A 12,813-nucleotide genomic window follows, 5' to 3' on the forward strand; every position below is an offset into this window, starting at 1 on the left:
TCTATTTTCTTTATATAAAGATTCAAGCATTGTCGGAACTGTATACATAACCGATATATTTTCAGTTTCTAACTTATCTAATACTTGATTCGGAATGAACTTTCTCATAATGTGCACCGTTTGTCCTACATATAATGCACTTATTGCCCCGTATAAGAAAAGAGAATGAACGAGCGTCCCAGCTATTAAAATTGAATCCTCCATTTTCATATGAAAGTCATGTACATTACAATCAAAACTATGAACCCACGATTGCTGTGCACGTAAAAATGCTTTTGCTTTTCCAGTTGATCCTGATGTAAATCCCATATAAAAGGGAGCATTTCGTAAACTTTCTACAGTGGAATGTGTAGGAAGATATTTCTCTATCATTCTTTTCCACTCATCAATTTCAATTACTCTTCCTTCTTCATGCGGTAAATCATTTACCTTATATCTTTCTGTCACAATCATATACGGATTACTGATTTCAATTCTTTCTCTGAGCTCATCTTGTTTCCACTTTATATCTAACGGAACACAAACCCACCCGGCCATAGCTGCACCAGCAAATAGTTGTAAAAACTCTATACGATTTTCTAATAGGATTGCTATTGTTTTATTCTTTGATTCTGTTGCGTGCAACCAGTTTGCTACTTTACAAACTGATTCGAACCACTCTTTATATGTTAAAACTCTATCATTTTCCTTTATCGCTATTTTATTTGGTTGTAAAGAGGCATGCTTTTTGTATTCTTTTGTAATACCCATATGAGACGTCCTTTCTTTACAAAAATAATAAAAAGAAACACGGAATTAACGTGTTTCTTCCCTTTATCATCCCGCATTTGTATATTTTCCATTCTTTAAAGCGGGCGTAATAATATGTTTCAATGAACGATGTAATTTTGTTACGAGAATCGACGCAATAATTGCTTTTATACAATCCCCTGGTAAAAACACAGCACTCACTTTCATTGTCTCCCATACAGAAACATCCATTAAAAACGCTTGTACAATAATACCAAATACATAAACTACGAAAATACCACCAATTATATTAATACATAATACTTTTATAATAGAAACTTCACGTAAACGCTCAATTAAATAACCAATAACAAACGCTCCAATGATGTAACCAAGTAAATATCCTGCACTTGGCCCAACAAATACACCAAGGCCACCGCGGCCACCAGCAAGTAATGGTGCTCCAACTCCTACAATAAGTAAGAAAATAAGCTGACTTAATGCACCAAGGCGTGACCCTAACAACCCACCCGCAAGCATAACACCGAGTGATTGCAATGTAATCGGAACTGGTGTAATAGAAAGAGCAATCGGAGGTATTAACCCTAACACTCCCATAATAGAACTAAATAAAGCGACGAAAACTAAGTTTTTTGTATTCATATTTGCTTCTCCTATTTGTAAACTTAAAATTGTTTTTGGATAACATATTACAAAAATTATATTATCTTTCCACCCCTCTTTTGTCAACCGTTAATGTATTAGAGTTTACAAATAGAAGTTCACTTATTTCTCTCTATGCAAATGCTCCAGTTCTTTCCGAAGCGCCTGTTTTAAAAACTTCCCAACAGATGTTTTCGGTATTTCTTCCATAAATACAATATCATCTGGCAACCACCACTTCGCAAATTGTGGTTTTAAAAACTCATATATTTCTTCTTTTGTAACCGTACTATTTTTCTTTTGAACAACGCAGGCAATTGGTCGCTCTTGCCACTGAGGGTGAGGAACTGCAACGACAGCCGCTTCAAATATAGCATCATGTGCCATTAAAGCATTTTCAAGATCGACCGAAGAAATCCATTCTCCCCCGCTTTTAATAACATCCTTCGTACGGTCAACAATTTTCACGCAACCTTCCTCATCCACTGTGACAACATCACCAGTATATAACCATCCATCGCGAAAACCTTCAACAGTACGATCATCGTTATAATAGCTTTCAGCGATCCAAGGTGCTCGTAAACATAATTCTCCCATCTCAGTACCATCCCACTTCACTTCACCATTTGTACCGACTACTTTCATCTCTACACCAGGGACAAGATATCCTTGTTTTGAGCGGATTTCTAATTGCTCTTCATATGATAATTCTGTTTCATAACTTTTTAAACGTGCAAGTGTTACGAGTGGGCTTGTTTCAGTCATACCATATGCATGTACGAAAGGAACATTATATTTTTGTTCAAATGCTTTAATAACGCTTTTCGGTGCAGCAGCACCACCGCATAATATTCTCGTTATACTAGATAAATCGTAACTATTATTTTCTAATTCTTGTAATACACCGAGCCAAATTGTAGGCACACCTGCTGCTATCGTTACTTTTTCAGCTTGAATCATCTCTAATAAAATTTTTGGAGTAAACATTGGTCCTGGCAGAACTTGTTTAGTTCCAAACCAAGTAGCTGCAAAAGGAAGCCCCCAAGCGTTCACATGGAACATCGGTACAATTGCCATCGCCGCATCACTTTCCGATAAAGCAGCTGTATCCGCTAAGCCGAGTGCCATACAATGCAATACAGTACTACGATGCGTATATACAACACCTTTTGGGTTTCCTGTAGTCGCTGACGTATAACACATACCAGCAGGTGTATTTTCATCAATATCTTTTACAAATTGGAAATTGGGATCGCCTTCTTCTAATAGCTTTTCATAATGATATACAGGCTCCAGCATAGTATTTGGAAGTTCATCTTTATCAGTCATAATAATGTAAGCTTGTACAGTTGATAATTGTGATTGAATATTTTCAACGAGCGGTACGAGATCTTCATCTATAAGTAGAATTCGGTCTTCTGCGTGCTGAATAATGTATGAAATATGTTGAGGAGATAAACGAATATTAATCGTGTGCAAAACAGAAGCAATACCTGGAATAGCAAAATACGCTTCCACATGTCGATGATGATTCCACGCTAACGTTCCTATACGCTCGCCTTCTTTAATTCCTAATTTTTTTAACGAACTGGAAAGCCTTCTCGTCCTTTCACCTAACTGCTTATACGTTAACGTCGTAACTGTATCATGTGTCCGTGAAACAATTTCTTTCTTGGAAAACAGTTTTTCTGCTCTTTCCATCATAGAACTAATTGTTAGCGGTACATTCATCATCATATTGGTTATGTCCCCCTTTAAAACGTTTTCATTTTCCGTTTATTATAACAGACTTCTGCAAATAACCACTATATTTTTCTGTATTTTCTGAATTATTTTCTTGGAAATAATTCAGAACGATAAAAAACATGTTTTGAATACATTGATTCGAAACATGTTTTTTTATCTTTTATAAACTATCTACCTTTTTTCTCACTTTCTTTTTCAGTTTAAAAATAAGACGATTACTATATTCTTTATTTTCTACTAAGATCCGATATATCTCCCATACTCCTAACACACGAACAAAAAGATAAACTCCGATAGCAATAAGTACAACACAATAAGGGTAGTACTGCACAAGCTCTCCTGAAGTAATTCGTTTTTTCTCAAATAAAAACGGTATCGCTCCTGCTGCAATAAAACAAAATCCAACGATCACTACTGCCGTATACTTCTTCTTAATAGTCGCATATCTTTTGGTCAATTCTTTTAGAAAGTTTTGATCAAATAGTAGTTCTTCCTTTTTCAATACATTGTATCGACTCTCTTCTATCGTTACAGATGCCATCATTGCTCCAATCCCAAGCACTGCAATGATAATGACAAGAAACGTAGACATTGTCGCATTTTCTTTAAATAATAAGTACGGTATTGTAGATAAAATAAGCAAACTAAATCCTAACGCAATATATTTAGAAATTTTTTGTCCATACACTACATACCCTTCTGCCATTTCCTTACTTACATAGTAACCATTTTCCTTTTCGTTACTTTGCTCTGCAGTTTCTTTTAATAAATAGTCGAGTGATACTTCAAATACATTTCCAATCATTATTAATTTTTCAGTTTCAGGAAAACCTTGACCGTTTTCCCATTTACTAACTGCTTGCCTTGTGGTATTTAATTTTTCAGCTAATGCTTCTTGAGAAAGGCCCTTTTCCTTTCTTAATCTAAAAAGCTTTTCACCAAATCCCATATGTGTGTCCCCCTTTGTTTTCTTACCTAAATTGTATGTAAACATTGCCCTTATCTCTATCTTCCTGCGGTTGCACTTTGTCAACTTGCGGTTGCGATTGTGTTATATAGCGTTTTTTTTCTATACTTAGAACGTTAATAAAAATAGCGCTTCCTAATAGTCCATTTGTTGTTATCAAAATAAAAAAACTCCTTAATTCATTTAAAGGAGTTTTCAATGTAAGATATTTCATTGATTCATATATCTTTCTCTAGATATAAAATACCTTTTTGTATCACGATTCTTACCTTTAATAAACATATCCTTCTGAATTGTATATTTGTACTCCATATTCAAACGTTTCATTAATTTTTCAGATGCTTCATTTTCTGAATCACATCCCGCTTCAATACTATTAAGATGCAATTCATGAAAACCATAGTAGAAAAAAGCTAACACAGCCTCCGTAGCTAATCCTCTTCCCCAATATTTTCGAGATAAGGCGTATGCAATTTCTGCTGTATGTGTGACCAAATCATATTTTATAAATCCACACGTGCCTATAAGTTTTTTTTCCTCTTTTAATACAATTCCAAGAGGTGCTACTTGCCCTCCATTGTACTGACCCACAATTTCTTCTATATAGTTATATGTGTCACATAACGATCGATGAGCATCCCATACAGTAAAAGTTGTCATCTCTTTATCTGTAGCATACTCATATATATGTAAACTATCACTCATATTCATTTTCCTTAACATAAGTCGTTTCGTATACAAAGTTGGATATGACCACTTCTCAATAATCATAACGGTTTCTGTTTAAACCTTTCATAATTCCTTACCTTTAATAAAAGGATATTCCCACAATCTGTACAAATATAAGCATCCACCGGCGAAGATGTGAACATCGTTTCCTTTTTCCGTATTTGTGCATATCCGACAAACTCACCTTCTCCTATATTTTGAGAACCACAATTAGAGCATGTCTGCACGGCTTTTTGTTTCATGAGAGCACCACCTTTAATCTGTTTCTACTCCCTTCGACAGTTCACTTCCATTTCCCTTCCAAAAAACCTCTTATTCTCTCACATTTCAACAGGAATCTCAAAACAAAAATCGTATATGTACTATGAAATATATTTATTAACGGAGGAATTTTATGACTACTGTTATGACACTCGATATGGCAACAGAAATTGAAAATGCAGAAATTGATATGCTCTCTTCTAAATTAGAGAGACTACAAACAATGAGCGGAAACCCAATGCAAGTGCAAATGAAAAAATTCGGTAGTGCCACTGCCTTTTCATCAAAAATAATTGCTGGTCCTGCTTTTAATACGGTAAAAGGTATTACATTTACAAATACAGATGAGTTAGATGAAATTATCTCTTATTATCAATCACTACAAATCACTTGTCGTTTTGAAATTACCCCAGCACAAGGTACAACTGAATTATTTCAATACTTATCTCAAAAAGGGTTTTATCAATCTAGCTTCCATACTGCTTTGTATAGTATACCGAGAGAGGGTTCATCACTTCTTCCTTCTAATATTACAATACGAAAACTAAAAGAAAATGATTTTGATATTTTTGCAGACATTTATGTACGTGGATTTAATATGCCATCCTTTACAACAGATGGTGTGCGCCAAAATAATGAAATTCTTTACAATGAACCAGGATGGCATTTTTTCATAGCTGAAGTTCAAAATATCCCTGCCGGTATTGGTGTCCTGTATATAAATAAGGGTGTCGCATCATTAGCTGCTTCTGCTACTTTGCCAGAATTTCAACGTAACGGCTGTCATACTGCATTAATTCAAAAAAGAATAGAAAAAGCTATAGCGACAAATTGTCATTTAATAGTTGGCCAAGCCCGCTTTGGTAGCCGCAGTCAAAATAACATGGAACGGGCCCATATGAAAATTGCTTATACAAAATCAATATGGACCGCAAAAGACATATTATAATTTACTTTCTTTCTCCTTCCGTTACATTTTTAAACATTTTATGACAATTCCTTTTCTATCCTATTAATCATTTGAATATTCCAACTAGATTTGTTACGCTATTACTAGATACATCATTCAACTTGCAATATGAAAAGAGAATTCTAATCAAACTGCAAGGAGGAGAAATGTATGACTAAACATGATCATGGTTTAAAAGAAAAAGTAGAAGGTGCCATTGATAAGGTAAAAGGTGAAGTAAAAGAAGTTGTCGGGAAAGTAACTGACAATAAGAAATTACAAGCTGAAGGAAAATGGGATAAGGTGAAAGGCACCTCCAAAGATACAGTTGGTAATGTGAAAGAAAAAGTACATGAATATAAGGAACATAAGAAAGAAAAATAAAAAAGAGCCCATCGGCTCTTTTTTTATTTCCCTTCATTCTTCTCTAACACGTATAAATCTTCTTCGATATTCGTTAATTTCTCACTTACAAGCTTTCTTGCATCTCCAATTGCTTGATTGTATGCAAATGGTCCAACTAATTTAATCATTTCTTCTATTAAACGCTCTGCTTGGAAACGTCCAATTTCATCTAGATCTTCTTCCATGAAAAATTGCTGAATTTGCGCTACAAGCTCTTCTTTTTTATCATTTGGTATTTTTATATTCATCATCGTTGTTACTCCTCTATATTTAAGATAATATCTTCCTTAACTCTACCATAGAAAAACGATTACCAGGACAGCTTTTTGTAACTCCTTCTAACTCCCTATGACCTAGTATATTTTTTTCCTTTATAGCAAATTGCTTCATAAACATTTTGCATAAAGAATATAATGCATTCACTTGTGCAGGAGTTGGATCGTATTTATCGAAATTTCCCGTCATACATATTCCAATTGTATAACGGTTATGGTCTTTCGCATGCGCTCCAATATGTAAACCTCGTCCTTCCACTACAGTTCCATCTTCTTCAATAAAATAATTGTAACCAATCCCGCTCCACCCCCGTACTTTTTGATGAAATTCATGCGTTTTATACACGTCCCATCCATCTTCAGCTGTATGGTGGATAATCAGTTGATTTACTTTTTCTAAAGGAACTAATTCATCTTGAAATGTTAGATTGACACATTTAATTTCCATTTGAACTGCCTCCTCTTAAAAATCAATCATAATAATCGTTTTATCATCTGGCCTTATTCTCTTTTCCGCTTCTAGCTCTTCAATGATTGCTACATATTCGTTTATACTATTCTTTCTTATATATGCAACAGTTTGTTCTAATGACCAATCTGGGTGGAATAACCCGTCTGAACAAATAAAAATTCCACTCACTTCATCTATATGTAATTCACCATGTTGTAAATAATGTATCGCTTCTTTCATTCCATTTGCAACTGAATAACCATTTGGCATATTTGCAAGATAACGATTGTATTTTAACTGTTCTCGCACATCTTGAAAAACATATTCTTCTGGTACAGATAACCCTTTTTTACGATTTTCTTCCCTCTTCCTTTTTGCTCGTTTACTAATTCCTTCAACTGTGTCTTTCGTTAATACTTGCATCGTTCCATTTTGAAAAGTTGCGACAATCATACAGTCCCCTAATTGTGCATATTCAATTTTCTCACCAACTATTTGAACTGCCGCGATACATGTGCACCACAAATGCTCTTTTTTCCCCGTGTCTACTTCATATTCTAACATTTTGCTTTGCAATGCTTCATTTGCTTTGGCAACTGCAAATTGTAAACTATGATTCTCTCGTAATGCAGTAAAATAACTTGCAAATAAATGCGAAGCGATGTATGCTCCATTATGTCCATTTTCATCACGAAACGGGACAAGTGGTGTTGCACCGTCACATACACCATAAATCTTTTTATCTTTATTACAAAAATAAGAATCCTCACATTCTTGCTTCAACGGGCTTTTCTGTTGATATGTTTTTATCTTCACAACTGTATCCCCTTTCAAATGATAAAATACTCAAATTCTTTCGATTAATCTAATTTACCAAAATAAACTGTTTTTACCCAAAACTTTCAATATCATATATAATCTTGAAATAATATGAATTTTTCAGTGAAGGACGGGAAAGAAATGGTCAGATTCCTTGGTGTTATTATCGGTTCTATTATTATTGCGGTTGCCTTTAATCTTTTCCTTATCCCCCACAAAATTTTAAGTAGTGGAATTGGCGGAATTGCTATTATTTTAGGGATTGTAACCCCTGTAAACACAGGCATTATTAACTTTGTATTAAACTTACCTATCCTTATTTTAGGGTACATAGGCCTTGGAAAAAAAGTAATTTTTAACACAGTTGTCTCTGTAGTTGTATTATCTGTTGCATTATACTACGTTCCAGTAAAAGTCGTAGCAACAGATCCATTGTTATCTTCTATCTTCGGAGGTGTCATCGCCGGAGCTGGTATTGGTCTTGTTTTTAACTGTAATGGATCCACTGGTGGATTTGATATTATCGGTATGCTTTTATCCCGCAAGCGAGACATTAAACTTGGCGGATTCCTTATTGTTTTAAATGCAGTCGTTGTAATAATCGCAGGATTTTTCTTCACTTGGGATGTTGCACTTACAAGCTTACTTTCAATTTATGTAACTGGTAAAGTAATTGATGCTGTTCATACAAAACATCGTAAAGTTACACTTATGATTGTAACAAATGAAGCAGAAAAAATGAAAAAACAACTTCTTTCAACTGTTGTACGTGGAATAACGTTACTTGATGGCGAAGGCGCTTATTCAAGCGAGAAAAAGCGTGTACTTATGACGGTTGTTTCTCGTGAAGAATTAGCAAGTATGAAACTTACAATTTCTGAAATTGACCCGAATGCATTCGTTAATATTACAGAAACTGTAGAAGTGTTAGGACTTTTCAGAAGAAGTTAAAGACTAGGTGGGAATACACCTAGTCTTTATTTTGCATAAATTCAATTCTGTTTCCAAACGGGTCTGATACGTAAAATCGAATTACATCTGGCCGTGCATAATCATCAATCACTTTTACACCTTGCTCTATAAGTGTTTGCTTAAATTCATTAATTTCATTCACATAAAAAGCTGGATGAGCCTTTTTAGCTGGTGTAAAGTTCCGCTCGACACCAATATGGATTTCTTGATTTCCACATTTAAACCAACATCCACCTCGTTTTTTCAACTCTTCTGGCTTTGGAATTTCTACCATACCAATTTTATTCCCATAAAAATCACGCGCCTCTTCTTCACACTCTACAGGTGCAGCTACTTGCACGTGATCAATCCCTTGAATATAATTTTTCATTTTCTCTCCCCCTCCTCTACCCTAATGTTATACGGAAAACAGCCGTCTGTAACTTACAAAAGGGTTATAAAACAATATAAGTTCCCCTTATTACCATCCTGCATTCACTTTGCAAAAAAAATAAAAAAACAAAATTTATTCTATAACTTCCATTTTTTATAGAAATACACATCACATCTATATTATAGTTATGAATAGACAAATCTTTTTAGATGCTATTTGTACGGAGGAACTATTATGAGTCGTAAAAAATATTCACCAACTCAAAAAAAACGTCATCCGAACATTTCTAGACGTTTGCGAAACCATATACAAGATCGTTCATTAACAGAAATGTACGCATCTCTGTTCGAACATAATCCTGATAGTATTATTTCATTAAATTTAGAAGGAGTTATTCTACATATAAATCCTTCTGCCGAAAGAATATTAGGTTACACTTCTTTAGAATTAGAACAGAAAAATATTACCTCTATTTTAGGAGCCCATATTTCTGAGCAAGTATTACAAAATATAAAGAATACTGAAGCGGATAATCAACAAGAGTATATCTTATCTATTTATCATAAAAATGGATTCTTATTAGATGTTGTGACAAAACTAGTTCCTATTTTTGTTCAAAATCGTCTTACTGGTGTATACGCTATTATGAAGCCACTTGAAAAATCAGAAAGAATTGAGAATATGCTAAAAGAAAGTGAGAAGAGATTACGTACATTAGTAAACTCCATGCCTGCGTTTGTTATATTTAAAGATCATGAAGGGCGCTGGCTTGAGGCAAATGACTACGCACTTTCTTGCTTCAACTTCCATCATGTACCTTACCACGGGAAAAAAGATAGCGAACTCATTCAATATAATGAAGCATACCGAGAAGCTTTTTTACATTGTGAAGAAGTAGATGAACTAGCATGGCAACAAAGACAAATTCTTCATGGCGAGGAATTTATTATACATAGAGATGATTTCGATTTAATCTTAAGTATATCAAAAGTTCCGCTTTATCATCCTGATGGTTCTCGCAAAGGTCTTATCGTGATGGGGAGAGATGTTACTGAGCTAAAAGAAACTGAAAAGTTACTACGAAAATCTGAGAAGCTCGCAGTAGTCGGACAACTGACAGCTGGAATTGCCCATGAAATTCGGAATCCACTCACTTCCCTAAAGGGTTTTCTAACATTGCTCCTCCCTGAAATAAATGAGGAGCAAAAATGGTATATCGATGTTATGTTAAGTGAGATTTCACAAATGGAATCCATCACGAGTCAATTTATGGCGATGTCTAAGCCACAAGTATTATCTATCCAAACTTGTAACATACAAACTTTAATTGAAGAGGTAGTTACATTTATTTTACCGACTGCAATTATGCATAGCGTTCATATCATCATGGATCATTTTGATTACGTATATGATATTCAATGTGACGGCAACCAATTAAAACAAGTTTTTATAAACATATTAAAAAATGCGATAGAAGCGATGCCAAATGGCGGAAATATTTTCATCCAAACAAAACCATTAGAGGATAATTTCATCTTAATACGAATTATCGATGAAGGTTGTGGCATTCCAGAAGATCGTATCTCCCGTCTAGGCGAGCCTTTTTATAGTTTAAAAGAAAAAGGCACAGGACTAGGATTAATGATGTGTTACAAAATAATTGAAGAACATCATGGTAAATTACACATTTCAAGCGAATTAAATGAAGGTACAATTGTTGATATTGAGCTACCACTTTCTTCATCTCATCTTGCAATCCAGTCTTAAATAAAAAAGAAGCATCTGCTAATCGTTAGCAGATGCTTCTTTTTTAAAATGCTTTGTCATACCACTCTTTTGCTTTTTCTACTTCACCCATCGTTAATTGATGCCCTCGATTTTCCCAATGCATTGTTACATTCGCGTTTGCATTTTCTAATAGTATCTTCAATTCCTCTGACTCTGCTGATGAACAAATTGGGTCATTTGTCCCAGCAGCAATAAACACAAATTTCCCTGCTAAATTTGCTAATTGCATTCCTCTTCTTGGTACCATTGGGTGATGAAGCACAGCACCTTTCAATGCATTTTCGTAATGGAATAATAAGCTTGCTGCGATATTTGCCCCATTCGAATAACCGATAGCTACAATGTTATTTCTATCGAATTTATATTCTTTAGCCGCTTCATCTAAAAATTCATTTAATTCCTTCGTACGGAAAATTAAATCCTCTTCATCAAAAATGCCCTCTGCTAATCGGCGGAAGAAACGCGGCATCCCATTCTCTAACACATTTCCCCTAACGCTTAATACCGACGCTTCCGGATCAACTATTTCTGCAAGTGGTAGTAAATCTACTTCATTACCACCTGTGCCATGAAGTAATAACAACACTGGTTTTGACGTATCTTTTCCTTTTTGAAAAACATGTTTCATCATAATCCTGTTCCCCCTTCAATCACTTTAATCTAAATTTCTCACTTCAAATGGTAAAAGCGTTTGTTCAATCTGTTTTCTATGTTGTTCATATTGTTCCGGTAACTTTAATTCCTCACCCATCGTCTCTAACGATTCATCATGAGCGAAACCAGGAGGATCTGTTGCAATTTCAAATAAGATTTCACCATGTTCTCTAAAATAAATCGCGTTAAAATAATTTCGATCTTGTACAGGAGTTACGTGATATCCAAAACGCGACACATGCTCTTTCCAGTCTAGCTGATCAGCATCGTCACTCGCTCTCCAGGCAATATGATGAACTGTGCCAACGCCCATTTGGCCACGACCGATTGTTGATAATTTCAAATCAATAATATTTCCAATGTCAGCAGAAGAACGGAATCGAACAAATTCACCCTCTTCTCCAATTTTTTCAAGACCCATAATATGTTCTAACAATTCAGCTGTTTTTTGAGGCTGTGTAGATAAAAGAACAGCACCTCCAAACCCTTTAATTGCTACTTCTGGTGTAACTTCTCCAAAACTCCAATTATTTAATTCGCCTTTTTCTCTTTCAACTAATTCTATATGCAAACCATGCGGATCATCAAATTCTAAATACTGCTCTCCAAAACGAGTCATTTTTGTATACGAAACATCGAACTTTTCTAATCTATTTTCCCAAAACTCCATTGCACCTTTTGGTACAACGTAAGACGTAATTCCTACTTGACCATCTCCAATAATACCTTGACGAGCACCTGCCCATGGGAAAAACGTAATAATTGTTCCAGGCTTTCCTCCTTCATTTCCAAAATAAAGATGGTACGTACCTGGATCATCAAAATTCACTGTTTGTTTCACTAAACGTAACCCCAATACACCAGCATAAAAGTCTACATTTTCTTGTGGATGCCCTACAATCGCTGTAATATGATGGATTCCCATTGTTTTCTTTTCCATTTCTTCCACTCCTTTTTTATTTCATTATAAAAATTCTTTTACATTTAAGTTCATTATTCATTTTGTCCATGCTACAAAGTAAAATCCGTCAT

Annotated in this window: 16 protein-coding genes; 4 read left to right on the plus strand and 12 right to left on the minus strand. The window is 34.8% G+C overall.

Features of this window, described 5'->3' with window-relative positions; genetic code table 11:
• From ACQGS6_RS15310 to ACQGS6_RS15335, 6 genes are all read right to left on the minus strand, one after another.
• A partial coding sequence (locus ACQGS6_RS15310; RefSeq protein WP_426965278.1) for an AMP-binding protein occupies positions 1-750 on the minus strand: 750 nt, incomplete at its 3' end.
• Between the two features lie 66 nt (positions 751-816).
• On the minus strand, positions 817-1,392 hold the full coding sequence (locus ACQGS6_RS15315) for a biotin transporter BioY (protein ID WP_074624856.1): 576 nt from the start codon (positions 1,390-1,392) through the stop codon (positions 817-819).
• 123 nt (positions 1,393-1,515) lie between these two features.
• Positions 1,516-3,129, minus strand: a complete 1,614-nt coding sequence (locus ACQGS6_RS15320; protein ID WP_074624855.1) for a long-chain fatty acid--CoA ligase — start codon at positions 3,127-3,129, stop codon at positions 1,516-1,518.
• Between the two features lie 169 nt (positions 3,130-3,298).
• Complete coding sequence (locus ACQGS6_RS15325) at positions 3,299-4,087, minus strand: helix-turn-helix domain-containing protein (protein WP_341475445.1); 789 nt, start codon at positions 4,085-4,087, stop codon at positions 3,299-3,301.
• 228 nt (positions 4,088-4,315) lie between these two features.
• The gene (locus tag ACQGS6_RS15330) at positions 4,316-4,876 is read right to left on the minus strand and encodes a GNAT family N-acetyltransferase (protein ID WP_000582841.1); all 561 of its coding nucleotides are present in this window, start codon (positions 4,874-4,876) and stop codon (positions 4,316-4,318) included.
• Positions 4,873-5,076 carry a hypothetical protein gene (locus tag ACQGS6_RS15335; protein ID WP_000810193.1) on the minus strand — a complete coding sequence of 68 codons (204 nt, stop codon included), beginning with the start codon at positions 5,074-5,076 and terminating at the stop codon, positions 4,873-4,875. Before ACQGS6_RS15335 ends, ACQGS6_RS15330 begins: the two co-directional genes overlap by 4 nt.
• Positions 5,077-5,228: 152 nt before the next feature.
• On the opposite strand from ACQGS6_RS15335, the gene ACQGS6_RS15340 reads away from it, so the two are divergent.
• Together ACQGS6_RS15340 and ACQGS6_RS15345 are read left to right on the plus strand one after the other, a co-directional pair.
• Positions 5,229-6,044 (plus strand): GNAT family N-acetyltransferase, encoded by an 816-nt coding sequence (locus ACQGS6_RS15340; protein WP_000214347.1) that lies wholly within the window; start codon positions 5,229-5,231, stop codon positions 6,042-6,044.
• 171 nt (positions 6,045-6,215) lie between these two features.
• Positions 6,216-6,428, plus strand: a complete 213-nt coding sequence (locus tag ACQGS6_RS15345; protein ID WP_000160416.1) for a CsbD family protein — start codon at positions 6,216-6,218, stop codon at positions 6,426-6,428.
• A 23-nt stretch (positions 6,429-6,451) separates the two neighbouring features.
• Here ACQGS6_RS15345 and ACQGS6_RS15350 read toward each other — a convergent pair whose 3' ends face one another.
• From ACQGS6_RS15350 to ACQGS6_RS15360, 3 genes are read right to left on the minus strand one after another with little or no spacing between them, the layout of a single operon-like run.
• Positions 6,452-6,700, minus strand: coding sequence for a DUF2164 domain-containing protein (locus ACQGS6_RS15350; RefSeq protein WP_000981064.1), 249 nt, complete (start codon positions 6,698-6,700; stop codon positions 6,452-6,454).
• A gap of 19 nt (positions 6,701-6,719) precedes the next feature.
• Complete coding sequence (locus ACQGS6_RS15355; protein ID WP_000402976.1) at positions 6,720-7,172, minus strand: peptidoglycan recognition protein family protein; 453 nt, start codon at positions 7,170-7,172, stop codon at positions 6,720-6,722.
• Positions 7,173-7,187: 15 nt separating this feature from the next.
• On the minus strand, positions 7,188-8,009 hold the full coding sequence (locus tag ACQGS6_RS15360; RefSeq protein WP_009326622.1) for a protein phosphatase 2C domain-containing protein: 822 nt from the start codon (positions 8,007-8,009) through the stop codon (positions 7,188-7,190).
• Positions 8,010-8,135: 126 nt separating this feature from the next.
• Here ACQGS6_RS15360 and ACQGS6_RS15365 point away from each other — a divergent pair, with 126 nt between their 5' ends.
• Positions 8,136-8,945 carry a YitT family protein gene (locus tag ACQGS6_RS15365; protein WP_000251347.1) on the plus strand — a complete coding sequence of 270 codons (810 nt, stop codon included), beginning with the start codon at positions 8,136-8,138 and terminating at the stop codon, positions 8,943-8,945.
• 19 nt (positions 8,946-8,964) lie between these two features.
• Here ACQGS6_RS15365 and ACQGS6_RS15370 read toward each other — a convergent pair whose 3' ends face one another.
• Positions 8,965-9,336 carry a VOC family protein gene (locus ACQGS6_RS15370; protein WP_000800767.1) on the minus strand — a complete coding sequence of 124 codons (372 nt, stop codon included), beginning with the start codon at positions 9,334-9,336 and terminating at the stop codon, positions 8,965-8,967.
• A 237-nt stretch (positions 9,337-9,573) separates the two neighbouring features.
• Here ACQGS6_RS15370 and ACQGS6_RS15375 point away from each other — a divergent pair, with 237 nt between their 5' ends.
• Positions 9,574-11,106 (plus strand): BA3702 family sensor histidine kinase, encoded by a 1,533-nt coding sequence (locus ACQGS6_RS15375; RefSeq protein ID WP_000087657.1) that lies wholly within the window; start codon positions 9,574-9,576, stop codon positions 11,104-11,106.
• Between the two features lie 43 nt (positions 11,107-11,149).
• On the opposite strand, the gene ACQGS6_RS15380 is transcribed toward ACQGS6_RS15375, so the two are convergent.
• Positions 11,150-11,758 (minus strand): alpha/beta hydrolase, encoded by a 609-nt coding sequence (locus ACQGS6_RS15380; RefSeq protein ID WP_426965279.1) that lies wholly within the window; start codon positions 11,756-11,758, stop codon positions 11,150-11,152.
• A 24-nt stretch (positions 11,759-11,782) separates the two neighbouring features.
• Positions 11,783-12,721 (minus strand): ring-cleaving dioxygenase, encoded by a 939-nt coding sequence (locus ACQGS6_RS15385; protein ID WP_000412731.1) that lies wholly within the window; start codon positions 12,719-12,721, stop codon positions 11,783-11,785.
• Between the last annotated feature and the right edge of the window lie 92 nt (positions 12,722-12,813).

It is taken from the genome of Bacillus sp. GMs2/2 (genome assembly GCF_050172095.1).
Lineage (GTDB): Bacteria > Bacillota > Bacilli > Bacillales > Bacillaceae_G > Bacillus_A > Bacillus_A cereus.